The organism is Streptomyces sp. NPDC088745 (assembly GCF_044751045.1).
Lineage (GTDB): Bacteria > Actinomycetota > Actinomycetes > Streptomycetales > Streptomycetaceae > Streptomyces > Streptomyces cremeus.
In genome coordinates, this window is record NZ_JBIVLB010000019.1 from 84,119 (window position 1) to 109,933 (window position 25,815).

The window sequence follows — 25,815 nt, forward strand, 5'->3', positions numbered from 1 at the left end:
GGCGGTGCTCTCCGCCGCGGGGTGACCGGCCCACGGGATCGGGGCCGGAGCTACGGGGCCGCGCTCAGCGCCGGCGCAGCAGACGGGCCAGCCAGCACCGGCGGCGCTGCTCACGACGTCCTCGGCGCACGTACTCCCGGACCATCGCGGCCACTACCTCCGGGTCCGGCGACTGGTGCCACTGGACGTTCACGGTCACGCCGTCCCGGAACTCCCCGTAGGGCCTCTCCAGGAACAGGGACGCGCCGCCGTTCTTGAACCGCCAGACCATCCAGACGCGGCCTGTGTCGTACCGGCGCTCGTACACCTCGGCCGGGGGTGCGGGCGGCAGCTCCAGCAGCCGGGCCACCGCGTCGGTGAACGCGACGAACGTACGGGTGGGCGACTCGGCGGGGAGCTGGGAACGAAGCCACAGAGGCAGGGGCATGACGGGCTGAAACCTTTCTGGGAGCGCCCCGCAGCGCCCCGGGGCACAAGGAGACCGGGAAACCGCTGACAGGGCGGTAGACGGGCGCTGGGCGCCGCCCGACGTCTGCCGGGCGGCGCTGGACGGGTCAGGCGCGGCGGTCGGCGACGTACTCGACGGGGACGTCGACGCGGAACAGGGCACCGAACACCCGCCGGGCGTTGGCGGCGGCGTCCAGACGGCCGTCCACCTTGCGGAACTTCACGACGATGGGCGGGTGCGCGGGGATGTGCCCCAGGGGCGAGTCCACCCCGGCGGTGATCCGCGCAGTGACAGTCCAGCCGGTGCCGGTGTCGCTGCGGCAGTGCACCCGCACGGTGGGCGTACCGGTCTCGGCGGCGGACAGCTCCTCGGGGGAACCCTCGACCGTGTTGTACGCCAGGGCTGCGGTGCGGATCTCCTCGGCCGTGGCGGGCATGTCCGTACCGCGCATCTGGCAAGCGTTCGGGGCAACGGCCAGGGTCACCGCGCGGGCCCGCTCGATGGCCGTACGGGCTTTGTCGTGGGCGGCGTTGCGGGTGGCACGGGCGCGGGGGGCGAACATCGCTTCCCATGCCTCCTCGACGGCGTTCTGTGCCTCTCGAATCTCCCGGTGCAGGCTGACCGGCGCGGCCAAGGGCAACGTCTCCAGGTGGCGGATGACCGTGCGCAGATCGCGCGGGGAAGGGCTGAGGGACGCATCCCTCACGGCCTCGTGCGCCGCGAGCACGGCGAACAAGGGCGCTGCGGCGGCCGGTGGCGTCATCTCCGCGATGGACGCCCGGATGAGCGGGTACGCCTCCGGCTTCGGCGGCTTCACCGTGTAGGCGAACGCGGCGGACATGGCCGAGTCGGTGGGCTCCTCCGTGTGCTGCTCCGCCCACCACTTCGCCGCGAACCCCTCAGCCCAACGGCGGGCCTTGACGTCGTCGACCGGTACGGGCGTCTCGGCGGGCGCCGGCTGCTCCTCGACGGCCGGGGGGCACGGCTCACTCCACAGGCCGATGGACACGGGCTCGACCTCGTCCAGACGACGCGGGGGAAACCGCTTCGACAGGCGCATGGAGAGGGCGCCGATCAGCACGAGGTCATACGCGCGGGGGTCGTCGTCGCCACCGTCGGCGATGCTGTCGCAGAGCGCTTGCACCTCGTCGCCGCCCATGTGGTGGAGCTGCTCCCGGATCGCCCAGTACCGCTCATCGTCGGTCAAGATGACGCGGACATCCGTACCCGCCGCGTAGGCGCGGATCAACCGCCGTACGGTCGCCGTGTTCGCCTTCCCGTGCTCCGTGTCGGCGAACGACTTCATCACGGTGTCCACCAGGTCACTGGTCACAACACAGGCGTTGTCCTGCTGGGCGGCGGCAATGACCAGGCGGGCCATCTCAACGGCGCGCTGTGTGGCAGTCGACATCAGGGGTTCCTCACTTCGTGGTTCGGTCCGGCGTGCTCTCGCCGGACAAGGGGCCGCGCGGACGCGGCTTACGTCGCCTCCAGGGGGGAAGCTGACGCGGTTTCTGGACTTTCTGGACCGTCCACACGCGCGCGTGCGCGTAAGGGGCCCAGGGGCGCCGCCCGACCCGTCCGGCCGGGCGACGCCTGGAGGGTCAGGCGTGGGCGCGTTCGGCGAGTGCCTGGCCGTGCGCGTTGGCCACGTTGCGGCTCCACGCCTCGCGGACGAGCTCGACGAGGTCGCCGGGCGGGGTGATGCGCACCCCGAAGGACCGCGAGGGCTCGACGAACCACCCCTCCTGTTCCAGGTGGAGCCGGAGCGCTTCGGTGAGAAGGGGCCAGTCGTCGCCCTCGAAGGTGACGCCCCGGAGGCACACGGCCAGGTGGTTGGTGCGGAAGACGAAACCGGCCCGCCCCTCTGCGGCTTCCGGGTGGAGGGCGGCGGCGAGCGCCTCGCGGGCCCGCTCCTCGATCACCTGGTTCGTGGCGAGCTGTTGTGCTTCGAGCCGGACACCGTGCGCGTACGCCGTGCGGGCGGCTTCGGTGCGGATGCGGTTGGCCTCGGCCGCGCGCTGCTCCTCGTCGAGCGGCTCCAGCCAGTACGACGACTCGCCCGTGGTGGACTCCAGGTTCACGCCGCCCGCGTCCGCGCGGTAGCACTGCCAGTCTTCACGGCGCGCCCACATGATCAGGGCGAGAGCGTCGGCCCTGTCGACACTCTCGACGCGGGGGTCTCGGCCGAACACGCGGAAGTGCTTCGCCCAACGCTCACCCTTGCCGAGAAGGACGGCCGCTGTCTCTTCGCCGCTCCCGATGGGGGCGGTCGTGGTGCCGAACACGGTGTCCAGGGAAGCGCGGGTGACCATCAGGTGCATGTCCGGGGGGAAGGTGCTGCCGGTGGTGCTCTTGTCGTGGCCAAGGAACGTCCAGGTGGGGCGAACCCAGGGTGCGCCGGGGCCGACGTAGGCCGTGACGGTGGCGACGGTGCGGGTCTCGCCCATGTGCGCGTGGATCACGTCCATGCCGGGGCGGAGCATGTCGGCGCGGACGGGGAGCGCCGAACCGTCGGCGACGGCGGCGAACGTCTCGGCGTAGTAGGCGGCGAGTTCGGTGTCGATGTCGCCCGTGAGTTCGGCGTCGGTGGGGCGTTCCGAGGGGGTGGGGAAGGTGTCGCCGGGGGTGGCGGGGCGCAGGTACACGGTCCGGCCGTCGCGGTAGACGATGTGGGCGGTCGACTTGCTTGCGGACATCCGCTTGACGGTGCGCTTCACCTCCGGCTGCATCATCGCGGCGTTGATCTCGTCCAGGGCCTGGCGGGTCGGGATGATCTCGGTGGGGCCGTCGTTGACGATCCGGACGTGCTGGCGGTCGTCGGCGGTCGGGGTGGGCGTCTCCTCGACGGCGGCCGGCTGTACCGGGACGTAACGGCGGTCGTCGGAGCAGATGGCTTTGTCGGCGTCCTGGTGGACGAGCCAGCCCCGGAAGCGGCGGTTCTTCACGACGGTACGGACGTGCTCGGCAGGGATGCCCGCGTGGACCTGGTGGCCGTCGACGAATACGGCGTGCGGGGCGTCGACGACGTCCTCGGGCAGGGGCGCAGCGTCACGGGCGTACTTGACGGAGCTGTGCCCGAGGGTGTCGACGGCGGCGGTGACGTCCCGCAGGGTGCGCACCTTGCGGTGGTCGGAGACGCTCCAGACGGTGGCGTCCACCAGGCAGCCCCGGGCGCCCTTCTTCTTGGCCTTGGTCCACAGGAGCGTCATGGTGTCGCCCGCGATGGTGCGGCCCAGTTCGGTACCGGCGTACGCGGTGGGGACCGGGATGGCGAAGCGCACCACGTAGGAGGTGAGCGTCTCGCGGTCGGTCGTTTCGACCGTCACGGTGAGGCCGAACGCGGTTGCGAGGGTGATGAGTTCGTCGGCGTTCTTGATGCCGGTCGTCGGGGTCTCAGTGGCCATGGGGTGCTCCTCGTTTCGTGGTCCGGCCGGGATGCTCGCCCCGGCCCTGCCTTAGTGGCGTGCCCTGAACGTACAGCCCACCCGGTGAAATAGTCAACCCGGGGAAACGAGGGAGTGGGCAAGGCGTTCAGTTCATGGGTTTCCACCTGCTGTTTCTTAGGAATCTGAGATTGGGGGGTTGCACGAGATTGCCATTGGTGTACTGTTCTTCTCAGCAGCCCCGGAGAGCACCGGGGCTCAACCACGAAGCGAAGGAACACCCCATGGCTATCTCCCTCGACAAGGCCCCTCAGCTCCACTTCTTCCTGGCGATCGTCACCACCCCGGACACGGACGGCGCGGCCGTCCACCGCCTGGCCCTCACCCGGGAAGCCACCTACGAAAACCTGCTGGAGGAACTGCACTTGCAGACCCGCGCCATCGAGGGAGCGGAACTGATCATCGTCATCGCCGGTGACCGCTCCGAGGCGTACGCCTCGGCCCTCCGGGGCGAAAGCTCCCCCCAGATGATCGACCGCTGGTTCGACCAGTACCGCGACACGCTCACCGCGTAACCCCAGACGCGCACCGCCCGCCGCCACCCCCTCGGCGGGCGGTGCGCCCCGCCCCTGGGCCGGCTGTCTGCCGGAACGGGCGCAGGGCGCACCGCCCACGGCCCCGGAGAGCACCGGGACCCCACCACGAAGTGAAGGAACACCCCATGAAGCGCTTCCTCGCCCGCACCCTGGCCGCCGCCACCGCCGTACTCGTCCTCGGCGGTCTGGGCGCCCTCGGAGCGTCCGACATCACCCCCAACGACCTCATTCCCAAGGACCGCACCACCCAGCCCGAGGAGCGCACCAAGACGGGCGACGACAACCGCGACGGCCGGATCGAAGAGGACGAGTCCGGGTGGGACTGCGCGGCGATGGGGAACCGCCAGTGCGGCCCCGGCGCGCACCTGCCCCGCTACTGATCCCTCGCACCGTCGGGGCGGGGCGCGACCGTACGCGCCCCGCCCCGGCACCCTCCCCCCCCTTGCCGCCGTACCGCACCGAGGAGAACGCCATGGCCACGACCGACGAGCCCACCGAGTACCAGGCCGCAATGCTCATCGCGGCACTGGACGACGACCAGCACCGCATCCCGGCCCACACCGACGAGTTCACGGTGGACAAGCTGCACGCCCGCCGGTGGGTGGACGGGCGAGCCCTGACCGACGAGGGGCGCAAGGTCGCCCGCCGGGCGCTCGCCGGCCGTGAGCGGCCCGCCGCACCGGCAGACGCGGCCCCCGTGACGGTGGCGCCGGCTGCCCCCGTGCCCCCCGTGATCGACGTGCGCCAGGCACTCCACGCGACCGCCGCCCTGATGGACGCCGACGATGCCCGCTGCATCGCCGCGTACGGCGCGCCCCTCGGCATCCCCGTCTCGTTCGTCGTCGGCCTCATCCGTGAGGCCACGCACGGCCCGCACGAGGTGTGGGCGAAGACGTGGGCCGCGCTCGCCGCCAACCACTCCGTGACCACTGCCAACGCCTGGGCCGACGACCTGGTCGCCCTGGAGCGCGCGGTGTTCGACCTCCTCTACCCCCAGGGTCTCCACTCCCCGACGCTCAAGGCCGACGAGGTGCGCGCCGTCGCCGCGCAACTCGCCCCCGTGTCCCCGCCCGTGACTCTGTGCCCCCGCTGCTGCGAGAGCTGCGACGCCCAGGGCTACATCCGAGACGCGGTGTTCGACGAGGACACCCGCCGGTGGGTCCCGCAGGACTCCCGGTGTGACTGCCGGGGCTCCGAGGCGCGTCTGTGCGACGACTGCGCCCTCGTTGAGTACGCCCTCTGACCAACGCCCCCCCGGGGCGCGCACCGTGGCGCGCCCCGGCCCCTTCCCCAGGAGAGGTTCCCCGTGTCCGTCCTTCCCCGCTCCATCCCCGCCCGGCACGTCCAGCGGCTCTCTGACGCCCTCGCGGAAGCCGGGCTCACCCTTGCCCCCCCTGAAGCCCGGCACGCGCGTCACGCACACCGTGACCGGCCCCGACGGGGTCATCTGGGAGATGACCTACCTCGGGCAGAACGGAGGAGATCCGGAATGGCGTCTCAAGGGGCCGCGCGGTCACGAGCACGGCGTGTGGGTCGAGACGGCCGCCGCCGTCCGCATCATCGCCACGCTCGCCCCGGAGGCGAAGCCGGAGCCGGTCGACCCGCACCCGGGCGCGCCGCGTACGCACCTGGGGTTCAAGGTTCCCGACTTCGTCCGCGCCGCCTGGCACTCCCAGATCGCCCAGGGGTGGCGGCTGGGGGTGGCGTCCGCCGTCGGCAACCTGCCCGACACCCGCCCCCGTAGCTGACAGCCCCCCGCCGGGGCGCACTCCGCGCCCCGGCCCGCCCACGAATGGAGAGAACCCGTGCCCCAGACCCCGAACCCCACCACCTACCGCGTGAGTTGGTACAGCGACTTCGAGGCGTCGTCTCCCCTGGAGGCCGCGCAGCAGGCGTACGAGCAGCTCCAGAGCTACGCGGAGCGTGACACCTGGCCGCCCGTGCTGGACGTGACCGACGAGGCCGGGGGCGCGACGGTCGTGATCGACCTGAACGAGCGGGGAGCGGACGCGTGAGCGCGGCAGGAGTCGACTGGACGGGTATGCGGCGCGCCGACTTCGACCCGGCCGCGCCGCTCGACCTGGTAGACGCCCGCGCCGTCGCCCGGCGGGTGAAGGCCGTGGCGCACGCGAACGGCACCGATGCGCTGTTCGGGGACGAGCCGCCCGCCCCTCGCCCTGCCCGTCCCCGTGGGCCGGCTGGCACGCCCGCACCCCAGGATGACGCCCTGTTCTAGACGGCGAGAACAGTACACCGACACCAACGCGCCCACCCCTCATGCAGGGTGTGGGCGCGTTCTCATCTGCGGAAATGCTGATTCTTTCGGGTCATGGGTTCCCCTCTCGTTTCCCTTGGTGTACTGTTTCTCTTGTTGGCGGAGAGCACCGCCGACACAGACCACGAACAGCGAGGAACACCCCATGGCTTCTGCCCACGCCCGCCGCGCCGCCGCGAAACTCCGCAACCGCGCCCGCGTCACCCGCACAATCCGCGCCGCCGTCAAGGCCGTTGCAGCCGGTCCCGCCCCCACTTCCGCCCACCTGATGGCCGGTGGCGTCACCCCGCTCGTCGCCCACAACTACGCGGCCACCCTCACCAAGAAGGCCCGGAGCCTGGGCCGCGAGTCGGGCCAGGGCACCGCCACGAAGAAGCGCAAGGGCAAGAAGGGCCTGACCATCTCCCGCACCGGAGACCTGGCCCGCATGAAGCGCCACCGCGTCGTCCCGGCCGCCCTGTGGACCCGCGAGGACATCCGCGCCGTCGCCCTCTCCGGGTTCACCCCGAAGAACGACGAGGTGGCCGACTTCCTCGCCGCGCTCCGCGTCGGCCGCCCGGCCGCCGCCAACGCCGCCTGACCGGCCCCCTCCCCGCCGGGGCGCGGCACCCCCGCCGCGCCCCGGCAACCGCCGCCCACCCGCCCCGCCGGGCGGGGGTGTCACAAGATCCCCCCGCCCCGCGTACTACCCGGCGAGAGCACGCCGGGCCCCACCACGAAGCGAGGAACCCCTGATGAGCACCACCACCGTCGTGCACGCCCTCACCTGCACCGCGTGCGGCAGCCACGACGTACGGCCCACCGTCCGCGCGTGGGCGAACTGCACGGACTGCAAGCACGGCATGGCGCTGGGGGAGGCCATGACGTGCGGGTGCGACGGCTACGACTGCGTGGTCTTCCCGGCCGACGACAGCGCCCCCTACACCCCGGCACCCGGCACGGAGTACCCGTTCAGCGTCTCCGACATCGCCCGTGCCACGGCGCACCTCCTCGGCTCCGAGTGGGGCGCGGAGTCGGGCTTCTTCGGCGTCACCGGAACCGTGTTTGGGCCGTTCACCAGCTCCTTCACCCTCCTCGTCGACTACGAAGGCGACCTGTGCATCGCGTACGACCGCTTCGTGTGTGACGGATTCCCGGAACACCCGGAGCTCCCCAAGCACATCAGGGAGTACGACGACGGCGTCTACCTCGAAGCCTCGTCCGCCTCGGAGGGCCTGGAGACGCTGGCCGAGCGCTGCGCCGCCGCGATCCGCGCGTGCGTCGGCCCCTGAGTCGATCTCACACCGCCGCGCCCTGGGGCCGGACATCTGAACCGGCCCCGGGGCGCGCCCCCCGTACGACACCCCATGAGAGGTACCGCAATGATCCTGCTCACCGGCCAGTGGGACCCGTGGAACGACAACCTGGTGGTCACCGCCTCGTACACCCTGGCTGACGACGACGACGCGTCCGTCGCCCGGCTTGTAGCGCGCCTGCCGAACTACAACGGATGGGCCGCCTCGTTCCTGGTGGACGACCACAAGCGGGCCGTCCAGGAGGCGTACGAGACCTACGTGGCCGTTGAGGACGGCGCCGAGCTGGTTGACGCGGTCCACGGCGTCGAGCCGAGGACCGGCTGACGGCAGGCTGCCGCGACTCTCACCCCCTTCTTCTGCCTGTCCACCGTCGCCCGGGGTCGTATGCCCGGGGCGACGCCAGCCCGGGGCGCCCCGGGGCCGGACATCTGAGCCGGCCCGGGTGCGCCCCCTCCCGAACACCTCGAAGGACGTGGCCATGACCACCGCAGGAACGCCCGGGGACGACATCACAGAGGACCCGACCGCCGCGTCGGCCGCCCGGCTCGCCGAGGACGCCCGGCCCGCGTGGGACCTGTACGCCGCTGCGCACAGCGGCGTGTGCATCAGCGACCTGATCAGCGACCTGTTGCACCTCGCCGACCACCTGCCCAACGAAACGGGCCGTGATGCCGAGGCCATCCTTGCCCGCGCCCGGCACAACTACGACGACGAGCGCCCGTAGCGCGGTCGCGCCCCGGCTGCGCCACCCCAACCCGTCGGCCGCGACGCAAGCACCGTCCGCACCGCCCAATACCCCGGCCGGAGAGCACCGCGCCGGACCCACCACGAAGCGAGGAACACCCGTGACCAACGCCATCGCCCACGCGGCCACCGCCGCCCCGCTCGCCGCCCTCCTGCCCGTCCGCCGGGGCAGGGCGTGGACGGTCGGCCCCGCCCCCTTCGGCATCCGCAACCACGCCGCCGCCTCCCGGCTCACCAACGGCCGCCACGCCCTGCTCGTCGTCGAAGAGGGCAACCGGGTTGAGCTGTACGCCGACCGGCCCGACACCTTCCCGGTCACCCCGGACGCCGTCGTCGACTCCAACGACCCGGCCTCCGTCGCCGTGCTCGCTTCCCGCGCTGTGCGCTGGATCCTCCCCGACCTGGACGCAGAGGCGTACTGGGCGGCCGTGGCCGAGAAGGGGCGGCGCAACGCCCTCCACCGCAAGGGCACGGCCTTGACCGAGTTCGGGTTCGACCTGATCGACCGGGGCGCGGTTCCCGTCAGTGCGGAGCGGCCCGACGGCCCCGGCATCGAGTGGACGGCCGCGAGCGGCGCCGAGTGGGCCGTGTGGCCGGACCGCACCGGCGCGAACTACTGCCTGACCTACGAGGGCCCCCTGAGCGGCCTGTACGGTGCGCTGCCGGTCCTGCTGCCCCCGGGGGGCGGTGACGCCTTCACGGACGCCGGGAGCGCCTTCACGCGCCACATGACGGCCCGGTTCCCGCAGCTCCGCCCGATCGGCGCCGACGAGGTCGAGTTCGGCGGCTACCAGGACCTGTACGGCTGGATCGCGCTGCCCTCCCGCGCCGAGCTCAGCGACCCCGTCGACGACGGCACCCGGGTCTGCGCCCAAGTCGATTCGGTCGGGATCGACTTCCTGCTGTCCGCCGCCGCGCACCTGATCTGACCCTCACCCGCCCGGCCGCGCCCCCGCCCCTCCCGCCGGGGCGCGGCCCCCTCGAAAGGCCCTCGTCATGACCCCGCCCGTCATTGCCCCGGCCCGTTCCGTCTGCCCCGCCCGGGCGCTCGCCGAGCACGTCGCCGCGCTGCTGCCCCCGCGCGCCGGCGCACCGTGGGCCGTCGAGCCGTACTTCCCCTGGTGGGCCGCCCGGTACCCGGGCGCCCGCCTGGTCAACGGCAAGCGCGCCCTGGTCCTGGTCGCGCACCCGTCGGAGACCGAGATCGGGTGGCAGCTCCCCGACCGCGAGCCGTACCGGCCGGACCTCACGGTTCCCACCGTCGCCCCCGCCGAGATAGCCCGCGAGGTGCTGCGCCTGGTGCTGCCCGTCCTCGATGACGAAGCCGCCCCCGCCCGCGCGGACGACCCCGCCCGCGTGCGCCTGGAGCTGCTCTACGAGATCGGCAACGCCATGCGCGCCCAGGGCGTCGCCACGTACGAGCGGGGCGGTCTGCTGCGGAACGCGTCGACCGTCACGTGGTCCTCAAGCGGGCTTCGCTACTCGGCCACCCTGCACGGCCACAACCCCATGTGCGATGTCCAGATCGAGGGGCCGGTGCGCGCCGTCGAGCGGGCCGCCGCGCACTTCCTGCCCGCCCGGGCCGCCGAGCCGACCACCTGGCCCATGCGTCACGTCCGGGGGCGGCTGCAACGGCGCATGGCCGCGTTCCTCGCGCAGCGCGTCGACGTTGAGCAGACCGAGCAGGGCGGTATCGCGTTCGGTACCCGGCCCGGCCCGTACGGGTACGCCGCGCCCGCGCTGGATCCCGCTGCCCGGGTCCGGGACACCAGCCCGGCGTCCGTGGAGATCCACGGCGTCGGCGTCGACTTCCTGGTCTCCCTCGCCCCGCAGCTCACCCGCTGACCCTCTTCCGGCGCGCTCGGGGCCCACACCGCCCGGGCGCGCCGTTCTTCGAACTGGAGCCTTTCTGTGCTGTACGCCGCCACACCTGAGCATCTCGCCGAGCTGGACCGCCTGCTGCGCCCGGGCTCCCACGGGTCGCTCGCCGTCGCCCTGGACGCTGCCGAGGTGCATGCCGACACGGTCGCCGGACGGCAGACGACCGAGGGGCTCGGTACCTACTGCCGTACGGCGCTCCCGGCGCTGCTGCGCCGCCTCCTGGTGGTGGAGACCGAGTTGCTCACGCTGCGCGCGAAGGTCGCCGAGCACATCGCCGAGTACGAGGGGGGCGACGACCCGACGGCCGTGGAGCTGGGCGAGGACCTGCGGCGTGCCGGGGTCGACCTGTGGTCCGACGTCGAGGCCGCCGCCGCAGTGCTTGAGGCTCGGGCGCGCGTCGCTGCGTTCGGCTGACGGCCGGCCCGCTGCGTCCGGCCCGCCGCCGAACGCTGCGGACACCGCCTGGGAACGCACCGCCGGAGGAAATTTGGGGTGCGTTTTCCCTGTTCACACACCACTGCATTTCCCTTGGTGTACTATTCGTGATGTTGGTGGAGAGCACCGCCGACGAGGCCCACGAAGAAGAGGAACACCAGATGCGGATCCTGCCCCCAGCGGTCGCCACCGCCGTTCACGTCGCCACCCTCGCCCGCACGGCCGGTCGCCCCATCCCGCCCAAGGTCTACGCCGTCCTGGAGGCCGCAGCGAACCCGTGGCCCGCCGAGTGGCTGCTCGCCCCCCTGCCGGGCGACCCGATCCGCGTGGTGGAGCTGTTCGCGGGCCCCGGCGGCTGGTCGGAGGGCATCGCCGCCGTCCTCGGCGTGGCCGTCGACGCGATCGGCGTCGACATCTCCCCGGACGCCTGCGCCACCGCCCGCAAGGCCGGTCACCGCCGCATCTGCGCCGACATCACCACCCTGGACCCCGAGCACATCGCGCTGCGCCACACGGCGGCCGTCATCATCAGCCCCCCGTGCCCCACCTTCTCCCCGGCGGGCAAGCTCTCCGGCCTGGACGCCAGCAACATCCAGATCCTGGGCGACGCCATCGCCTACGTCGGGGAGACCGCCGGGTTCATCCCCATGGACTGGCACCACAGCGACGAGGGCGAGGAGTGCGAGTGCGACCCCGACGACCCGGACGGCAAGGGCTGCCACGGCGACGGCTTCGCCCCGCGCTCCGGCGCCACCTGGGACGAGGTCCGCACGATGGCCGCCGCCGTCAGCGACCCCCGCATCGCGCTCATGCTGGAGGTCGCCATCTGGCCGATCGCCTTGCAGGCCGCCGGTGCGCCGATCCGCTGGATGGCGATGGAGCAGTCCAGCAACCTGCCCGAGGACATCCTCGACGACCTCTCCACCGAGTTCTCGTGCGCCGACTGGCACTACACCAACCGCGAGATCATGGAGGCCGCCGACTACGGCCTGCCCTCCCGCCGCAAGCGCGTCTACATGATCGCCGCCCGCACCTTCACCCCCACCACCACCCGCCGCATCCGGCCGCTCCCCGCCACGTCCATGGCACAGGCCCTCGGCTGGCAGCCCGGCGAGCGCGTCAACACCCGGGGAAACCGCCCCGTCGACCCGACCACGGGGCGCGCCAAGGGCGGGAACGCCTTCTCCGCCGACGGCCCGTCCTGGTGCCTCACCGGCAAGTCCCGCACCTGGAAGCGCGAGAGCGACGGCCTGCGCCTCACCGAGGCGGAGGCCGGTCTCCTCGTCGGGTTCCGCCGCTCCTACCCCTGGCAGGGAAGCCGCACCTCGGCGTTCCAGCAGGCCGCCGACGTCGTCTCCCCCGTCATGGCCGCGATCGTCCTGTCCGGCGTGCTGGGCGGTCTCGGCGAGGCCCTGGTGCGCGACTACCTCGCCCAGCTCTACGAGATGGACGACCTGCTCTCCCCACCCGACGGCTACGACCTGGTGAGCTGACCACCACGACGCCCCGGCCCCCGCCCCACCCGGCGGGGGCCGCCGCCGTTCCCGCGCACCCTGTAACAGCCCGCCACGGCCCGACGTTCCCCCAGGCATGAGCACCCCCGAACCATCCGGCCCCGTGTACGACTTCCCCTTCGTCAACCCGTTCGGCCCGATCGTCGTCCTGACCGCGACGGTCACCGTGGACGGCGAGCCGGTCACGGTCCAGCAGCAGATCGACCGCGCCGCCTGGCGGTGGATCTCCGAGACCCCGCCGCTCCGCGCCGACTACGAAAAGGGGCTGCGCCACCAACTCGCTGCGGCCGTCGTGGACCGCCTCGCCCCGACCATCACCGTGCACCAGCCGACCCCGCCGGGCGGCGCTGTGCCCGCCGCCCTGGCGCGCCCCGGCGCCGCGCTGAAGAACGAGTCCCAGCCGTTTTCGTGAACGGCCCGCCCCTCGGCCGTGACCGGGAGATCGTTGACCCGGGCGCACCCGCCCCTCTTGCCTGACCCCTTCGAGATCGGAGACTGATGACCGCCGAGACGTTCTACAAATGGATGATCCGCCACGCCCGCGCGATGGGCTGGAACCTGGACGAGGAGGCACAGAAGAAGCTCCGTATCTGGTCCGCCATCGCCACGACGGACGGCCTCGATGCAGCGCAGACCGCCCAGCTCGCGCGCGGGCTGGGCGTCACCGAGGACGAGGTGACGGCGGCCTACAAGCCGGAGATGCGGGACGCTGCCATGCGCGACATCCTCGAACAGCCGGACCTTGCCGCCCTGGACGTCGACCTCAACCGGATCGCGGGCAAGGAACCGCCCCAGTAGAACGCCCTGCCGCCCCTTCTGCGCCCGTCGCCGCCCGGCCTACCGCGGCCGCCCGTACGGGCAGGGCGCGGCCAGAAACACGCTACGCGGGGATCCTCCGTACGCCTCGAACGCGACGCAAGCCTCCCGGTTCCGACACCGTCCGCGGGCCCAGTACCTCCCGTACGGAAGGACCCCCGTGTCTGACCCGCTCCCCTGCCCGAAGTCGCCGGCGTGCACCATCTCCTGCCGGAAGTGCCTACGCCTGGTGTACGTCACGCTCGCCACGTCCGTCGTCACCGTGCTGTTCACCGTGTTCCTTCTGTGCCTGCTCGTCCAGGACACCCGCACCGCGGCCGACCCCAAGCCGACCCCGACGCCCACCGCGCCCGAGGACCCGACGCCCAGCACCGGCCCCACCGAGGACCCGGCGCCGGACGCGAAGCCCACCGCGCCGATGCCGCCGGACCCGTCCGGAACCACGTGCAACATCTTCGACCCCGAGTGCCCGGCAGGCTCCGGCGGACTCGAGACCTGACCCGCCCCGCCCCATCGCTGCGCCCCTGCCGGGCAACTTCCCAGCAGGGGCGCAGTCGTGCCGACTCGGAGGGGTGGTTCCCGCGGTACGGAGTCGTGCGACCGGTCACCACTCGCAGCCGGCCGTCTGTGACCGGCCGCCACCTGGAAGCGGACGTAAGCCCTCCACTACGTGCAGGGTGCGCCCTTGCCCGCCGCGCACCCCGCGGCCACCGCCCGGTGGCCCAGCGCTGCGGGCAGAAGGGAGCAGCGTGCGACCGCACGTCATGCAGGCAATCGACAACTGGCGGATGAACTGGGATGAGCAGCAGCTCGCCGCACAGAAAGCGTTCACCGCGGCGTTCCCCGCACTGAGCACCTCCGACCCACGGTGCCGGTGCTTCGGTCCGACCCTGCGCTGGGAGACGCCCGGCGAGGGGCAGGGCAAGGCCTGCCTCGATGATCACGGGCGCGCCACGATCGAGTTCGAGGACGTCCCGAAAGCGGCCCTGAGCAAGGCCATGGAAGAGGTCTGGGGCGTCGACTGGTTCGACGAAGGGCCCGGCGGGTTCGCCCAGGCCAAGCCCGGTCAGTACAGCTACGAGGACGAACCGTCGTACGCCGAGTATTACGTTGATGTCCTCAAGAACGGCCTCACGTCGTTCGCGATCTCCTACGTGAAGATCGAGGACGGCGTGATCATGCTCGACGCCCTCGAGCGGGCGCTCGCCGAGTACCGGAAGGCCTGACCCACGGGCAGAGGTGCGGTGACGTGGTGCCCCGGGCCCGTATCGCGTCACCGCACCTGCTGCGGGAGCACTCCATCGGGTGCGTGTGCCGCCGACGCTCAAGTCGCGGGCCTCCGGAGAATGAGCGCATGGCGCAACTGATGATCCTCCCGACGATGGCGGGCGTCTTTCTCGACCTGTACGCACTGCACGACCGCCTCCTGGAGTCGACGAACCCTCCAACCCCTGCTGAGGCGCGGATGTCCGCAGGCCTGGACGCGTGGCGGTCCAGCAAGGGAGCGGCACGACGGCAGCACTTCTGGGCCATCGTGGAACTCCTGGAGCCGTACGCGCGGGAGAGCCTTCCGCCCGAGGCGGCCCAGGCCCGAAAGGTCCTCCTCGACGCCCAGTTCGCTCACCTCATGATCAGCTCGTACGGCGCCGAAGAGTAGGAGACCAGTTGAGGTGACGCGGTACTCGCGCGGGCCTCGAAGGTGCAGCACGCGACGGTAGCCGCGCCCGTCCCTACGGTCCGCGGTCATGTTCCCGACTGCCGCACCGCCCCGTACCCGGATCGCCGGCCTAGCGGCCCGCGCCCGGAACATCGTCGACTCCGGCCTGTGCACCCGCACCTCGGCCGTCCCCGACTACTTCGTCCGGCTCGAGGAGTACGAGCGGCTTGCCGCGGCGCCCGCCGACGCCCGGCGCGCCACCCTCCAGGTCCTCGACGACGACATCGTCGTCGACCTCCTGGTCCTGACGTACCTGCGCTGCGGCACTCCCTACGCCCTGTGGGCCGACACCCTCGCCGGGTTCGCCGAGGACATCCTCGGGACCACCACCTGGGCCGAGTTCCACCAGGTCCTGAACGCGACGTAAGACGGTCGGGCGGCTCATGGTCCCGCCTTGCTCCCGCCCGTTCACTCGAGGCGCCACTCCCGGCCCGCCCGGCGCGCGGGACAGAACGGGAAACGCCGTGCAAGACGAGAACATTCACATTCAAACGCCGTGGACCGCGGCAAAAGTCAAGGTGTACCGCTTCCGTTCGCTGCTGCTGCGGCGCGAACTGCATCCGCCCCAGAACAACGACGGCATCACCATCCGGATGTGGCGGCTGTACGGGTGGAGGCTGATGCCCGGCGGGCTCGACCTGTGTGTCGCCACCCTCGCCCCTCATGCGGATTTCGGACGCCGTGGAGCGCGCGCCCCAGGAACGTGGAAGCGGCTTCTGCCGTTCATGTGGCGATGCACCGGATGGACCAGAGACTTCTACTGCCCGGACCGGCCGCCTCACTGGATCGCCTTGAATCTTCGGCTCCCCTGCGTCCAGCTCTCACTGTGCTGGCACGACTTCCTTCCGCAGGTGAAGGCCAGGCAGGCTCACTACCGGGCGCCGTGCGCGGCGTGCGAGGCCGATGGGCGACGACCGCCGACCGGACGCGACGCGACGTAAGGCACGACCTCTGTCCACCTTCCCCGCCTCGCCCCAGGCGCGCCCATCAGGACCGTGATCGTCGCGGTACTGGCTTACGCCCGACGGGGTGCGCTCCACGACCGTGGCGGCCGGCCGGGAGCTCGGGTTCTTCGGATCGCAGCCCCTACGCGCCCCGAGCCGCGTTACGTGAGAACGGCGGCCAAGCCCAGGAAGAGGACGCTCAAAGCCAGTTCCGCGTTGAGCTGCCGCTGGCCACTGAACCAGCCGAGCCAGCCCTTCCACCGCTTGGCGTCAGCCTCCCACCGGCCGCGCCGGGACCAGGTCATGTACGCGGCCACCAGGTGGCAGAACCCGACGACACCGAAGATCGTCACGTACGCTTCATTGCCGGACATCAGCGAGTCCTCTCTACGGTCACGGCGGGCGGAGTAGCAGTATTGCAGGGCCAGTTCAGGCCCGTGGGCCCTGCGAGAGGCTGCCGCCCGGAGACCTCATTGGGCTTCCCCTCTGGGCCCTGCAGCGGCGGGGATGCAGCCCTTGCAACCGGGTTGACGCGCGTCCGGCTCCTCGGCCGCGCCTGATGCTGAGGCGTACCGCGCGACCGTAGGCGGTCCCCCGCCTACGGTCCGCCGCCATGATGAAGAACTTCACTTTCTGGCGTCTGCCCGCGGGCACGTTCCTCGGCTTCCAGAGGCATGGCCGCGACGGGCTGATCTCGCGCACGTTCTACACCGGCAACATGCCGGTCGAGGTGTGTGTGTCCGCTTCGACCTGGACGCGGGATGCCTACTACGGGCCGGGTGAGCATCGGCGGTTCGGTCAGTGGCAGCGGACGCTTCGCACGATGTGGCGCGGCACGGGACGCGTGGTGGCCTCCTACTGTCCGGACCAGCCGCAGGTCTGGGGAGGACTCGCGCTCGGCCTTCCCCGTTTGGACCTGTCGCTCTACTGGAAATCCCGTTCCTTCCTGCGCGAGACCGCTCGGCACGGGTGGCTGGAGTCCTGCCAGGCATGTACGGACGCGGACAGGCCGCGGTGGTCGGTGATGCACGACCTGCGGAAATCCACCCGGCGCAAGACGTAAGCCGCCGCGGCCGTCCACTCTCCCCGCCTCGCCCCAGGGCGCGCCCATCAGGGCCGTGAACGTCGCAGTCCGGCGCCCGGGGCAGCGAGGAGACCAGCGTGGTGAAGGCGCGACGGCGAACCGGGCCGACCGATGTGGTGAAGGCCATCGTCTACGAACGGGACGGTGGCACCTGCGTGCGCTGCGGCACCCGGGAGGGCCTGACCATCCACCACCGCGTGAACCGCGGCATGGGCGGCGCCCGCGAGGAGTGGATCAACCAGGCTCACAACCTGCTGCTGGCGTGCACCGCATGCAACTCGTGGTTCGAGGACAACCCGCGGGAGTCGTACGAGGCCGGGTGGAAGGTTCGCCGGCCGGAGCTCCCCGGCGAAGTTGCAGTGCGGTACGCCGATGGCAGCGAGTACCGGCTCGCACCTGACGGCATGCGCTCCACGACCATGACGGTCCTCCGATGAGGCGCCGCCTGTGGGCGCGGGCCGGCGAGGAGACGTACGTGCCCCTCACGTCGCGTAAGCGGGCCCGCCGCGACGGCACGTCAACGGGCCCAGACTGGATGTCTGCTGTCCTCTCGGGGGCCGGTGAAGGTCTGCTCCTCGGTACGGCCTTTGAAGGGCTGATTTTCTTGGGGACGGTGATGAAGCGGCGTCGTCAGTGCCCCGCCGTCCCGGAGGGCTTCAGGATGAGCCGGTGGCAGTGCCAGCGCCTGGCCCAGCACGAAGGCCCTCACGAGGCGTCGTACTCCGAGAAGTCGCGGTCGCACCTCTCGTGGAAGGACGAGGACAGCCGCATCGACTACGAGACCCTTCCCGGCACTGTCCGCTTCCGGCTGCCGTTCTGGACGGCGAAAAGAAGGGGTCGCATCACCGAGTGGGCCGTGGCCCTGGTACCCACCGCCATCATGTGGTGGCTCACTTCGACGGCCATGACCGTCGTGTACCTCTGCCTTGTGCTGCTCATGTCCTATCTCGGAGCTCTGCTGATCCGGTCTGTCGAGCGGTCCCGCCTCCTCGACTTCGGCCGGTTCACCGTCGGGGTGCAGCGCACACCGCGGACAGGGAAAGTGCCGGTCGTCGGACTCGACTGGGTGCGGTACGACGGGACGGGGCGGAAGTCGGGCGTCGGTCTGGTCATCGGCCGTGTGAGCGTGTGCATGTTCGCCCTGATGCCGCGCAAGGAGTGGGCCGCGCGCCAGTGCGACAAGGCCAAGGAGCCCGGCGGGTCGGCGGGCCGCTGATGAGCCCGCGTGTTGTGCTGAAGCGCCGCGTGCGCGCTCCTCGCGGGCTGGGCCTGGGCCCGTTCCGGCTGTGGGCCGTGCGGATCCCGCAGGGCCCGAATCTCGGCTTCGGCCGGATCGCGGCCACCGACACCCCCAGCAACCCAGCTTCGGGCCAGGAGTACGTACGCGACGGAAACGGGTGGGTTCTGGTGCTGGGCGGCGTGGCGTTCGCCGCGCTTCGTTGCAGGTCAGTGCCCGTGTTGCTGCGGGCCCCCTGACAAACAGCTTTTCCCTTGGTGTACTGTTCTCGTCGTTGCGGTGGCATGGGGTTGCCCCAGTCACCGCAGCCGGCGCAGACCCGCGCCACAGTTGGAGGAGAACAGCCACCATGCCCAAGGCTGGAATCAACTACGGCCCGCGCATCAAGGCCCCGGACTACCCCAAGATCGCCAAGGACGCCGAGCGGGAAGTCCTTCAGGAGCTCGGTATCCACAGGCCCGAGGACCTGATCACGAAGCAGCCCGACGACCTGATCGTCAAGGCCGCCCAGATCCTCAAGCAGGCCGACGCCACGCTCGGCGCGTACATCGACGAGCGGGACCAGGCGCTCGCGCACCTGTGGTTCTACGAGCAGCGCCTCGGCCTGGCCAAGACGGTCGGCCTCACGAACACCAGCTACCGCTACGCCCTGGCCCGCGCGATGTTCGGCGACAAGATGCACCCGCTGCCAGAGACCGACTCGAACGCCGACCTCGTTCGGATCGCCGAGGAGAACGGCATCCGGCGCGTCGACGACGCCGAAGCGCAGCTTCTCGAGAAGGCCCACATCGTGTACTGGGCGCGGGCCCGCCGCGACGTCGCCGTGCGCTACATGCAGGAGGCAGTGCTTGCCCTGTCCGAGGCGCCGTACGAATGGTCACCCGAGCGGATCGCCGAGCACGCCGGCGTGGAGCGGGAGCTGATCTACAAGCAGCGGACCGCGGCCCGTAAGCGCCACGGCCTCTACATCCCGCGAAGCGCCTCCGCGTAGCACCGCACCTGCATCCGAGACCGGCCCCAGCATCACCGGGGCCGGTCTTTTTGCTGCATAACCGCAGGTCGTCCCGGGGACCGGTTTCCGGTCCCCGGGAACTGGGTCGCCGGTAAACCGGTCCCCGGGAACTGGGGCGCCGGTGAACCGGTTCCCGGCGGGCTGGGCCCCTTTAGTAACAAGATCAAGTACCACCATTAAGTAGTTCCGATGCCTTCGCTGACGCTCAGGCATCGGCGCGTACCGGAAGTTGCTAGCGGTCGAGCGGACCAGGCGCAGCAGCAGAGGGGCAGGGGTGTCACAGAATCCGGCCGCCCGGCGTTCCCCCTGACATGACGACGCGACCCATGCCCCGGCGCACGATGCTCCCGCCGAACCTGACCCGCCACCTCCACGAGACGCGGCGCCTCCTCGCCGAGGCGGACGGCCGGGAACTCCCTGCCTGGTACCGGCTCACCCCGGCCGAGCGGGCAACAGCCGAGATGGACATGGAGGTCTTCCGCCGGGCGATCCTGCGCGCCGAGGAAGAACAGGACCTCGTCGCCGCCTACAACGCCGGAGCCGACGTCGACCCGGCCCCGGCCACCGCCGACTCCCGCACCGTCGAGAACTGCCCCTGCGCCGGCTGCTCCACCGTCGCCGCGGTCCTGGAGCTCCTCAAGCAGGCCAGGCGGCTCGAAGACCGGCTGCAGCCGCGACGGGAACCGAACCCCGACTCCCTTGCCGACGCCACCGCCTCGGGGCCCGGCCGCGGGCCTACGCCCCAGGAGCCCGACGAGACCGCTCGGGCACGCAAGCTCGCCCAGGACGCCGTCGCGCGATGGATGGCCGGGAGCAGGCCCTCCGGGCCCCTCACAGCCCCCACAGAGCCTCACGAGGCCGTGTGGACGTTCCAGACGACGCCCGTCACCGCCGTGAACCTCTACCGGGCCATGGACGAGTCGGCGCAGCGCTGGCAAGACGCCCTGCGCTGGGACGTCACCAACCTGGGCCCGATCCCGCCGGGGGTGTAACAGAATCGGGCCCCCCGACGTACTACAGGGTGCGGATGGCCCTCTGACCCCGAGTCCCCCCGGGGAAAGCACTCCAGCCGCGCACCCCCCCCAAGGGCTCGTCCCCGCTCCACCTCCCCGGAGCGGGGACGCCGCCCGACACAACTTCCGGCACACCCTGCCAATCCCGTTCCCCGGGTGGCGCCTCCTGTGAGTGAGCAGTGCCGGAACTCGCGGCCTGGCCGACGGTCTGGGCATGGACCGTTCGGCCAGGCCGCGACACTAGATCCCCGCAGACGGCACCTTCGGGCGCATGTCCCGTACGCAGCCCCCGCCCTCGAGTCTCCGCGTGGCCGCGTCCCGCCAGGAGCTGCAGAACGCCCACAGGCCCGGCGTCGTCTCCCGCGACGCGTCCAGCATCGCGGACCTCCTGCTGCGCGCCCCGGTCTCCGCCCGCCGCCACGCCTTCAAGAACGACATCAGCGCCCGCGAGCGGCCGTACGTCATGCGGGAGGTCGAACGGGTCACCGGCTCTGCGTACGGGCTCTGGCACGACACCCCCAGCGGCTTCATCGAGGACGTTCTCGGCGAGAGCATTTGGAGCCGCCAGCGCGAGATCGTCGATGCCGTCCCGCACCACACCAGAACCGCCGTACCGGCAGGCTTCGGTGTCGGCAAGACCTGGATTGCGGCTCGGCTGGTGGCCTGGGCAGGGGCGACGAACCCGGTCGGCACGATGGTCATCGTCACCACCGCGACGCGGTTCCGGCAGGTCAGGAACCAGTTGTGGCCCCACATCCGGCGCACCATCGCCCGAGCGGGATTGCCCGGATACTGCGACACGACACAGTGGAAGATCCCCGACCAGTGGGGCAACGACGTCCAGGTCGCTTACGGCTTCACCGCCCCGGCGAACGACGAAGCCGCCATGCAGGGCATCCACGGCACCCCCAAGCTCCTCCTGGTCGTCGACGAGGCCGGCGGTATCGCCAAGACCATCGGCAACGGCACGAACAACCTGCTCACCGGTGAGGCCGCGATGCTCGCCATCGGGAACCCCGCGGCCGACGAGCAGAACTCATGGTTCGAAGGACTGTGCCGCGAAGGCGACGACCCCGCCCTGCCCGGCACCGTCACCATCCCGATCGCCACCATGGACTCACCCGCCATCACCCACGAACAGGTGCCCTACTGCAACGACTGCCCACCCACCAAGGGCCGCCGGCACTCCCTCGCCAACCACCTGCCGTCGATGGACTGGGTCACCCGCACCATCAACGAGTACGGCGAGGACCACCCCTACGTCCAGGCCAAGGTCTACGCACGGTTCCCCAAGGGAGGCGGAGGCCTCGCGATCCCCGTCACCTGGGTCGAAGAGGCGCAGCAGAGAGAAGACCCCACCGGGCAGGGCTGGGTCCGCCCCTGCGACCTCGGCCTCGACGGGGAGACCGCCACCCACACCGTCCGTGAAGGGGCCTGGATCCGGCTCGGCGTGGACGTCGCGGCCGACGGGGGAGATGAATTCACCATCTACCGCTCGATCGGTGACGCCGTCGAGTGCCGGCACGCCTCCTCGGGCTCCACGAACGAGTCGCAGGTCGTGGTCGCCGAGAAGGTCCTCGAAGAGATCCACGCCGCGGAACGCCTCGCCGCAGCGATCGGCTCCAAGCACCCCGTCCGCGTCAAGGTCGACAAGAACGGCATCGGCCACGGCGCCGTGTCCATGCTGCAGCGCTGGGCCGAGACCGGCCGCCACCAGGCGCAGATCGTCGGCGTCATGGTCTCCGAGTCGCCCTCCCAGGACGATCCCGGCGCCATCATGCGCCCGTGGCGCAAGCGCGACGAGATGTGGCTCGCCACCAGAAGCCTTCTGCAGCCCGACCCCTCTACGGGCCTCGGCCGCCTACGGCTACGCGTCGACGCGAAGGCCGGCCGCCAGCTCGTCATCCCGAAGCTCCTGCACAACACCGGCGGATACGTGCAGATCGAGTCCAAGAAGGTGATGAAGGCGCGCGGCATGGACTCCCCCGACCGGGCCGAGGCTGTACTGCTGGCCCTCTACGAGCCCGAGCCGATCAACCCGCCCCGGAGGCGCGGCCTGCTGAACTAGTCCCCCGATCGTGCATCCGGCGGCGCCCGGACACGGCAGTATCTACGTCATGAGCTCGACCGCCCGCCACCTTGAGGTCAGCGGCGACCGCCCGACGCCCGCGGTCGCCCTCACCGCCGTGCCCGCTCCGCCCCCCGCCCTGCGGGAGCTCGAGCGGATCCTGGACCGGTTCCGGACCGTGAACCGTACGGCCAAGGACGTCGTGTCGGACTCCCGCATGCAGCAGCTCGAGTGGGTCGCCGGCGAACTCGCCCTGGCGCTTCCGCTGGGCCTGACCGAGGCGGCCGGGGACTCCCTTGCCGAACTCCTCGCCCCGGAAGCCGTGCACGCCTACCTGCTCTACGGCCGCGGCGGGTACCTGCGCACCGCGCCGATAGTGGCCACCGACCCCACCAGCTACGACACCTCCGAGCGGATCAGGATCTTCTGCCTCGAGCGGATCGCCGAACAGGCCCGGATCCCCTTCGAGGCGCCCGACCTGCCCCCGTGGGGACTGCGGCCCACCGTCTCCCCGCAGATGGCCGACCTCATCACCCACCACCTGGAGGAAGAGGCCGCCCAGTGGCCCGAGGCCAACCGGCCCGACCTCATCGTCCGCGGCCTGGCCATGTGGGGCGTCATGCGGGACGTCCTGCCACGCCTCGGCGAGCTCGAGTCCATGCTCGTCGACGACCTGGTCACCGAGAACGACCTGCCCCGCGCGATCACCCTGGTCCGTCAGCCCCAGGGCGGACTCCGCGGCAAGATGCCCGAGCCCGAGACCGTCGGCCTGAACCCCAAGACCGGCCAGCGCCTGCACGAGTGGCTCGACCGCCGCTCCCAGCTCCTCGTTCAGGGCGGCATCCGCGGAGGGATGCGAGGCGGCACGCCCCGGCACCTGTGGCTGGCAGCCTGGAAGCCCAACACCGGCATGCCCATCGACCGACGCAGCATCAGCCGCTGGTACAAGGCCGTCGCCGACGACGTGCAGATCAAGCAGGACGCCCAGAAGGTGCCGGAGGAAGACCTGGTCCCCACACGGTGGGAGACGATGCGCCGCACACTCCTCGCGCAGCGCCAGGCCGCCGAGGGCACTGCCTGACGCCCGGCGGCCGTCAGGACGCCCACGCAGGCCCCTGAAGGCCCCTAGGGCGCTGGTACGGTCCCCGCATGGACGCCGACCACCCCCAAGCCTTCACCGTGCCCCTCACGGCCGCCGAACGCGAACAGGTGCAGCTCGCCGCGGACGCCGCGGGCAAGACCGTCGACGACTTCATCCGGGAAGCGATCCTCACCGCGGCGTACGACCCCTTCCTCGCCGCGCTCGAACAGGCGGCTGGCACCATCGCCAGCCGCTCCGCCCCGAGCACATAGCCTGCTGAGGCCCGCCCTACTCGACCAGGGAAGCGGGCTTCCACACCTGCTGATAGTCGGGGTGATCGGCGTAGGCGGCGGCCAGCCCGCGCAGCACCGACTCCCTCCATGCGGCCCCCACTTGAGCCATCGGGTGCTCGTCGTCTTCGTCAACGAGTTCGTCGACCTTGTCGATGAAGTCGTTGACGTCCACGATCAGGCTGCGTCGCCCCCAGACGTCGGCGAGCACCCGCTCAGCGGTATGACGGGCGCTGTGCGCGGCGTCCTTGCCGCTTTGCACGTCGTCACCCGGGCCCGTCTGCGCGATGTAGAGCTGGCCCGGCGTGGCAGCACAGGCGGCGCGTTCATCATCATCGAGGCGCTCCAGCAGGAAGGCGTAGAGATCCGTGGGCTCCGTAGCTGTCATGGCGTCTCCTCGTTGATCGGGGCGCGGCGTGCGGGGCCGGGCACCGTGGCACGCCCGGCAGAAGGGTGTCCGTCCCGCTCCTGCCGCCGGCGCCACGGGCGTTCATCCGATCGGCTCAACGACGGCACCAACCCGAGGGAAACGGTGCGGGCACGCAGCAGGGCCCGGTACCGACGGGGGAAGCGGTACCGGGCCCTACTCCTGTTCACGGTAGCGGCGCAGCAGCCACGGAGGCCGCTGTTCCGGCGGACTACGCCGTGCCGTCCTGCACTTCCCGGGCATGCAGCGCGCTCTCGGCCGTACGGGCACGGTCCTCCGCGTCCCGCAGCTTGTCCTTCACCCCGTCCAGCTCGTTGCGCAACTCGTCGACCTTGCCGTCCCGCTTCTCCAGCTTGTCGTTCGTTCGCTCCAGCTCGGCCTTCAACCCGGCCTGGACGGTTTCGGCCGCGTCTTTCGCCGCCTGCACCATGTTCTCGGCGTTCCGCAGGGCCTGCCGCCCGTTCTCCTCCGCCTCCGTGGCACGCGCCTCCGCCGCGGCGGCGCGCGCGTTGGCCTTCTCGACCTGAGCGTCCGCGGCAGCCTGCGCTTCCCCGAGCGCCGTGGTCATCTCCGTGATCTGGCGGTCCGCTTCGACTCGTGCCTTCCCGGCCAGGTCCTCCGCCACCCGGACATCCTCGGCGGCAAGGCGCTTGATCTCCGCCATCTCGCGGGCCGCGGCCTCTTGGGCTGCGTTGACCTGCTTCCCGGCCGTCGCCTTGGCCTCCTCGACCAAGCGCTCCGCTTCCTGCCGCTCCTGCTCCTGCAAGTCGCGCGCCTCCTGGACGTCGCGCGCCGCATCGGTGCTGATGCGCTCGACATCGGCGTTGAACTTCGCGAGGGCGGCCTCGAGCTCCTTCTCCATCTGCACAGCGGCCTCGTTGGCGGCGTCCCTCTCCCCCTCCGCCCCCTCCTTCGCCTTCTCGGCAGCGATCCGGTTCTTCCGCTCCCGGTCCGCGCGGGCCTCGGCGGTCGCGACCCTGGTGTTGGCCTCGCTCTCCACCGCCAAGACCTGAGCCTCGGCCGCCTCCGGGTCCGTGACCGTCTGAAGAAGGCCGATGTAGCGGTCGAGGTCCTGGCGCAGCTCGGCGATCTTGACGACCACCTGTTCACGGACGTTGACGGCGTCGGCCGCCGAGTCGGTAACGGGCTTGTCGGTTTCCGACTCCGCGGCAGCGCCGGCCCTGCCAGCCCCCGCGGACGCTGCCCGGCGTTTCGCCCGCCACAGGGTGCCCGGGTTGTGGTCCTCACGAGAGCAGAACTCCGGGGCCGGACCCGGCTTCGACAGGTCCTTCTTCGGCTCCCGCGGCTCATTGCACTCAAGGAACTTGCAGGTCACCGGTACGGCGCTTTCCCCGGCCGGGGCATCGGCGGTGGGCTCGCTCATGAACTTCGCTCTCCTGGTCGCTGTGGAAGTTCGGAGCCCGAGTTGTACCACAACGATCCCATCCCATTTCATCCCATCACATCACGTCACCGTGATGAGTTGAGATGAGATGTGATGCAATGAGTTCCGTGATCTCGGACGGCAGCGAAGCACGCCTCGCTGGCACGC

At 71.2% G+C, this 25,815-nt stretch carries 36 protein-coding genes; 30 read left to right on the forward strand and 6 right to left on the reverse strand.

The features are described 5' to 3' along the window. Positions 1-64: 64 nt before the first annotated feature. The 3 genes from ACIP93_RS33605 to ACIP93_RS33615 form a co-directional block, all read right to left on the reverse strand. Positions 65-427 carry a hypothetical protein gene (locus ACIP93_RS33605; protein ID WP_401765318.1) on the reverse strand — a complete coding sequence of 121 codons (363 nt, stop codon included), beginning with the start codon at positions 425-427 and terminating at the stop codon, positions 65-67. Between the two features lie 127 nt (positions 428-554). Next, a complete protein-coding gene (locus ACIP93_RS33610; protein WP_401765320.1) occupies positions 555-1,859 on the reverse strand; it encodes a hypothetical protein in 1,305 nt (434 codons plus the stop codon). A gap of 193 nt (positions 1,860-2,052) precedes the next feature. Then, positions 2,053-3,855: a hypothetical protein gene (locus tag ACIP93_RS33615; protein ID WP_401765323.1), complete on the reverse strand. Its 1,803-nt coding sequence runs from the start codon at positions 3,853-3,855 to the stop codon at positions 2,053-2,055. A gap of 263 nt (positions 3,856-4,118) precedes the next feature. On the opposite strand from ACIP93_RS33615, the gene ACIP93_RS33620 reads away from it, so the two are divergent. From ACIP93_RS33620 to ACIP93_RS33720, 21 genes are all read left to right on the forward strand, one after another. Beyond that, positions 4,119-4,409, forward strand: coding sequence for a hypothetical protein (locus tag ACIP93_RS33620; RefSeq protein ID WP_401765326.1), 291 nt, complete (start codon positions 4,119-4,121; stop codon positions 4,407-4,409). 146 nt (positions 4,410-4,555) lie between these two features. Further along, positions 4,556-4,810, forward strand: coding sequence for a hypothetical protein (locus tag ACIP93_RS33625; protein ID WP_401765328.1), 255 nt, complete (start codon positions 4,556-4,558; stop codon positions 4,808-4,810). 92 nt (positions 4,811-4,902) lie between these two features. Then, positions 4,903-5,673 (forward strand): hypothetical protein, encoded by a 771-nt coding sequence (locus ACIP93_RS33630; RefSeq protein WP_401765331.1) that lies wholly within the window; start codon positions 4,903-4,905, stop codon positions 5,671-5,673. A gap of 142 nt (positions 5,674-5,815) precedes the next feature. Then, complete coding sequence (locus ACIP93_RS33635) at positions 5,816-6,178, forward strand: hypothetical protein (protein ID WP_401765334.1); 363 nt, start codon at positions 5,816-5,818, stop codon at positions 6,176-6,178. A gap of 57 nt (positions 6,179-6,235) precedes the next feature. Next, positions 6,236-6,445: a hypothetical protein gene (locus tag ACIP93_RS33640; RefSeq protein ID WP_401765337.1), complete on the forward strand. Its 210-nt coding sequence runs from the start codon at positions 6,236-6,238 to the stop codon at positions 6,443-6,445. Then, on the forward strand, positions 6,442-6,666 hold the full coding sequence (locus ACIP93_RS33645) for a hypothetical protein (protein ID WP_401765340.1): 225 nt from the start codon (positions 6,442-6,444) through the stop codon (positions 6,664-6,666). Before ACIP93_RS33640 ends, ACIP93_RS33645 begins: the two co-directional genes overlap by 4 nt. Positions 6,667-6,850: 184 nt before the next feature. Continuing rightward, a complete protein-coding gene (locus tag ACIP93_RS33650; protein ID WP_401765343.1) occupies positions 6,851-7,285 on the forward strand; it encodes a hypothetical protein in 435 nt (144 codons plus the stop codon). Between the two features lie 154 nt (positions 7,286-7,439). Beyond that, positions 7,440-7,976 (forward strand): hypothetical protein, encoded by a 537-nt coding sequence (locus ACIP93_RS33655; RefSeq protein WP_401765346.1) that lies wholly within the window; start codon positions 7,440-7,442, stop codon positions 7,974-7,976. Between the two features lie 90 nt (positions 7,977-8,066). Continuing rightward, positions 8,067-8,324: a hypothetical protein gene (locus tag ACIP93_RS33660; protein ID WP_401765349.1), complete on the forward strand. Its 258-nt coding sequence runs from the start codon at positions 8,067-8,069 to the stop codon at positions 8,322-8,324. A 154-nt stretch (positions 8,325-8,478) separates the two neighbouring features. Then, entirely contained in the window at positions 8,479-8,724 is a 246-nt protein-coding gene (locus ACIP93_RS33665) for a hypothetical protein (protein WP_401765352.1), read from the forward strand. A 121-nt stretch (positions 8,725-8,845) separates the two neighbouring features. After that, complete coding sequence (locus tag ACIP93_RS33670; RefSeq protein WP_401765355.1) at positions 8,846-9,673, forward strand: hypothetical protein; 828 nt, start codon at positions 8,846-8,848, stop codon at positions 9,671-9,673. 67 nt (positions 9,674-9,740) lie between these two features. Then, complete coding sequence (locus ACIP93_RS33675; RefSeq protein ID WP_401765358.1) at positions 9,741-10,589, forward strand: hypothetical protein; 849 nt, start codon at positions 9,741-9,743, stop codon at positions 10,587-10,589. A gap of 66 nt (positions 10,590-10,655) precedes the next feature. Further along, positions 10,656-11,039: a hypothetical protein gene (locus tag ACIP93_RS33680; RefSeq protein WP_401765361.1), complete on the forward strand. Its 384-nt coding sequence runs from the start codon at positions 10,656-10,658 to the stop codon at positions 11,037-11,039. A 131-nt stretch (positions 11,040-11,170) separates the two neighbouring features. Continuing rightward, on the forward strand, positions 11,171-12,553 hold the full coding sequence (locus ACIP93_RS33685; protein ID WP_401765363.1) for a DNA cytosine methyltransferase: 1,383 nt from the start codon (positions 11,171-11,173) through the stop codon (positions 12,551-12,553). Between the two features lie 97 nt (positions 12,554-12,650). Beyond that, complete coding sequence (locus ACIP93_RS33690; protein WP_401765366.1) at positions 12,651-12,986, forward strand: hypothetical protein; 336 nt, start codon at positions 12,651-12,653, stop codon at positions 12,984-12,986. Between the two features lie 86 nt (positions 12,987-13,072). Next, positions 13,073-13,372, forward strand: coding sequence for a hypothetical protein (locus ACIP93_RS33695; protein ID WP_401765368.1), 300 nt, complete (start codon positions 13,073-13,075; stop codon positions 13,370-13,372). A gap of 178 nt (positions 13,373-13,550) precedes the next feature. Further along, on the forward strand, positions 13,551-13,889 hold the full coding sequence (locus ACIP93_RS33700; RefSeq protein WP_401765371.1) for a hypothetical protein: 339 nt from the start codon (positions 13,551-13,553) through the stop codon (positions 13,887-13,889). 250 nt (positions 13,890-14,139) lie between these two features. Next, on the forward strand, positions 14,140-14,616 hold the full coding sequence (locus ACIP93_RS33705) for a hypothetical protein (protein ID WP_401765374.1): 477 nt from the start codon (positions 14,140-14,142) through the stop codon (positions 14,614-14,616). A gap of 128 nt (positions 14,617-14,744) precedes the next feature. Next, a complete protein-coding gene (locus ACIP93_RS33710; RefSeq protein WP_401765376.1) occupies positions 14,745-15,047 on the forward strand; it encodes a hypothetical protein in 303 nt (100 codons plus the stop codon). Between the two features lie 88 nt (positions 15,048-15,135). Further along, positions 15,136-15,474 (forward strand): hypothetical protein, encoded by a 339-nt coding sequence (locus ACIP93_RS33715; RefSeq protein ID WP_401765378.1) that lies wholly within the window; start codon positions 15,136-15,138, stop codon positions 15,472-15,474. Between the two features lie 97 nt (positions 15,475-15,571). After that, on the forward strand, positions 15,572-16,048 hold the full coding sequence (locus ACIP93_RS33720; RefSeq protein ID WP_401765381.1) for a hypothetical protein: 477 nt from the start codon (positions 15,572-15,574) through the stop codon (positions 16,046-16,048). 164 nt (positions 16,049-16,212) lie between these two features. Here the strand turns inward: ACIP93_RS33720 and ACIP93_RS33725 are convergent, their stop codons facing one another. Then, positions 16,213-16,425 (reverse strand): hypothetical protein, encoded by a 213-nt coding sequence (locus ACIP93_RS33725; RefSeq protein ID WP_401765384.1) that lies wholly within the window; start codon positions 16,423-16,425, stop codon positions 16,213-16,215. 239 nt (positions 16,426-16,664) lie between these two features. Between ACIP93_RS33725 and ACIP93_RS33730 the strand changes: the two genes are divergently transcribed. The 9 genes from ACIP93_RS33730 (at position 16,665) to ACIP93_RS33770 (ending at position 23,818) form a co-directional block, all read left to right on the forward strand. Beyond that, positions 16,665-17,114 (forward strand): hypothetical protein, encoded by a 450-nt coding sequence (locus ACIP93_RS33730; protein WP_401765387.1) that lies wholly within the window; start codon positions 16,665-16,667, stop codon positions 17,112-17,114. A 98-nt stretch (positions 17,115-17,212) separates the two neighbouring features. After that, positions 17,213-17,572, forward strand: coding sequence for an HNH endonuclease (locus ACIP93_RS33735; RefSeq protein ID WP_401765390.1), 360 nt, complete (start codon positions 17,213-17,215; stop codon positions 17,570-17,572). A gap of 224 nt (positions 17,573-17,796) precedes the next feature. Further along, a complete protein-coding gene (locus tag ACIP93_RS33740) occupies positions 17,797-18,351 on the forward strand; it encodes a hypothetical protein (protein ID WP_401765392.1) in 555 nt (184 codons plus the stop codon). A gap of 29 nt (positions 18,352-18,380) precedes the next feature. Next, positions 18,381-18,611: a hypothetical protein gene (locus ACIP93_RS33745; RefSeq protein WP_401765395.1), complete on the forward strand. Its 231-nt coding sequence runs from the start codon at positions 18,381-18,383 to the stop codon at positions 18,609-18,611. Between the two features lie 110 nt (positions 18,612-18,721). After that, on the forward strand, positions 18,722-19,363 hold the full coding sequence (locus ACIP93_RS33750) for a hypothetical protein (protein ID WP_401765398.1): 642 nt from the start codon (positions 18,722-18,724) through the stop codon (positions 19,361-19,363). Between the two features lie 347 nt (positions 19,364-19,710). After that, on the forward strand, positions 19,711-20,376 hold the full coding sequence (locus ACIP93_RS33755; RefSeq protein WP_401765401.1) for a hypothetical protein: 666 nt from the start codon (positions 19,711-19,713) through the stop codon (positions 20,374-20,376). A 292-nt stretch (positions 20,377-20,668) separates the two neighbouring features. Further along, positions 20,669-22,465: a hypothetical protein gene (locus ACIP93_RS33760; protein WP_401765404.1), complete on the forward strand. Its 1,797-nt coding sequence runs from the start codon at positions 20,669-20,671 to the stop codon at positions 22,463-22,465. Between the two features lie 49 nt (positions 22,466-22,514). After that, positions 22,515-23,546 (forward strand): hypothetical protein, encoded by a 1,032-nt coding sequence (locus tag ACIP93_RS33765; protein WP_401765406.1) that lies wholly within the window; start codon positions 22,515-22,517, stop codon positions 23,544-23,546. Between the two features lie 68 nt (positions 23,547-23,614). Beyond that, complete coding sequence (locus ACIP93_RS33770) at positions 23,615-23,818, forward strand: hypothetical protein (RefSeq protein ID WP_401765408.1); 204 nt, start codon at positions 23,615-23,617, stop codon at positions 23,816-23,818. Positions 23,819-23,834: 16 nt separating this feature from the next. Here the strand turns inward: ACIP93_RS33770 and ACIP93_RS33775 are convergent, their stop codons facing one another. Further along, positions 23,835-24,224 (reverse strand): DUF6221 family protein, encoded by a 390-nt coding sequence (locus ACIP93_RS33775; RefSeq protein WP_401765411.1) that lies wholly within the window; start codon positions 24,222-24,224, stop codon positions 23,835-23,837. Positions 24,225-24,474: 250 nt separating this feature from the next. After that, positions 24,475-25,647 (reverse strand): hypothetical protein, encoded by a 1,173-nt coding sequence (locus tag ACIP93_RS33780; protein ID WP_401765414.1) that lies wholly within the window; start codon positions 25,645-25,647, stop codon positions 24,475-24,477. Positions 25,648-25,815 lie beyond the last annotated feature (168 nt).

Coding starts and splice junctions, on each gene's coding strand:
- ACIP93_RS33660 (WP_401765349.1), top strand. CDS start 8,067: ATGATCCTGCTCACCGGCCAGTGGGACCCGTGGAACGACAACCTGGTG.
- ACIP93_RS33630 (WP_401765331.1), top strand. CDS start 4,903: ATGGCCACGACCGACGAGCCCACCGAGTACCAGGCCGCAATGCTCATC.
- ACIP93_RS33685 (WP_401765363.1), top strand. CDS start 11,171: ATGTTGGTGGAGAGCACCGCCGACGAGGCCCACGAAGAAGAGGAACAC.
- ACIP93_RS33710 (WP_401765376.1), top strand. CDS start 14,745: ATGGCGCAACTGATGATCCTCCCGACGATGGCGGGCGTCTTTCTCGAC.
- ACIP93_RS33725 (WP_401765384.1), bottom strand. CDS start 16,425: ATGTCCGGCAATGAAGCGTACGTGACGATCTTCGGTGTCGTCGGGTTC.
- ACIP93_RS33730 (WP_401765387.1), top strand. CDS start 16,665: ATGATGAAGAACTTCACTTTCTGGCGTCTGCCCGCGGGCACGTTCCTC.
- ACIP93_RS33775 (WP_401765411.1), bottom strand. CDS start 24,224: ATGACAGCTACGGAGCCCACGGATCTCTACGCCTTCCTGCTGGAGCGC.
- ACIP93_RS33610 (WP_401765320.1), bottom strand. CDS start 1,859: ATGTCGACTGCCACACAGCGCGCCGTTGAGATGGCCCGCCTGGTCATT.
- ACIP93_RS33740 (WP_401765392.1), top strand. CDS start 17,797: ATGAGCCGGTGGCAGTGCCAGCGCCTGGCCCAGCACGAAGGCCCTCAC.
- ACIP93_RS33765 (WP_401765406.1), top strand. CDS start 22,515: ATGAGCTCGACCGCCCGCCACCTTGAGGTCAGCGGCGACCGCCCGACG.
- ACIP93_RS33750 (WP_401765398.1), top strand. CDS start 18,722: ATGCCCAAGGCTGGAATCAACTACGGCCCGCGCATCAAGGCCCCGGAC.
- ACIP93_RS33770 (WP_401765408.1), top strand. CDS start 23,615: ATGGACGCCGACCACCCCCAAGCCTTCACCGTGCCCCTCACGGCCGCC.
- ACIP93_RS33715 (WP_401765378.1), top strand. CDS start 15,136: ATGTTCCCGACTGCCGCACCGCCCCGTACCCGGATCGCCGGCCTAGCG.
- ACIP93_RS33655 (WP_401765346.1), top strand. CDS start 7,440: ATGAGCACCACCACCGTCGTGCACGCCCTCACCTGCACCGCGTGCGGC.
- ACIP93_RS33620 (WP_401765326.1), top strand. CDS start 4,119: ATGGCTATCTCCCTCGACAAGGCCCCTCAGCTCCACTTCTTCCTGGCG.
- ACIP93_RS33625 (WP_401765328.1), top strand. CDS start 4,556: ATGAAGCGCTTCCTCGCCCGCACCCTGGCCGCCGCCACCGCCGTACTC.
- ACIP93_RS33760 (WP_401765404.1), top strand. CDS start 20,669: ATGTCCCGTACGCAGCCCCCGCCCTCGAGTCTCCGCGTGGCCGCGTCC.
- ACIP93_RS33780 (WP_401765414.1), bottom strand. CDS start 25,647: ATGAGCGAGCCCACCGCCGATGCCCCGGCCGGGGAAAGCGCCGTACCG.
- ACIP93_RS33665 (WP_401765352.1), top strand. CDS start 8,479: ATGACCACCGCAGGAACGCCCGGGGACGACATCACAGAGGACCCGACC.
- ACIP93_RS33690 (WP_401765366.1), top strand. CDS start 12,651: ATGAGCACCCCCGAACCATCCGGCCCCGTGTACGACTTCCCCTTCGTC.
- ACIP93_RS33695 (WP_401765368.1), top strand. CDS start 13,073: ATGACCGCCGAGACGTTCTACAAATGGATGATCCGCCACGCCCGCGCG.
- ACIP93_RS33615 (WP_401765323.1), bottom strand. CDS start 3,855: ATGGCCACTGAGACCCCGACGACCGGCATCAAGAACGCCGACGAACTC.
- ACIP93_RS33650 (WP_401765343.1), top strand. CDS start 6,851: ATGGCTTCTGCCCACGCCCGCCGCGCCGCCGCGAAACTCCGCAACCGC.
- ACIP93_RS33675 (WP_401765358.1), top strand. CDS start 9,741: ATGACCCCGCCCGTCATTGCCCCGGCCCGTTCCGTCTGCCCCGCCCGG.
- ACIP93_RS33605 (WP_401765318.1), bottom strand. CDS start 427: ATGCCCCTGCCTCTGTGGCTTCGTTCCCAGCTCCCCGCCGAGTCGCCC.
- ACIP93_RS33755 (WP_401765401.1), top strand. CDS start 19,711: ATGCCCCGGCGCACGATGCTCCCGCCGAACCTGACCCGCCACCTCCAC.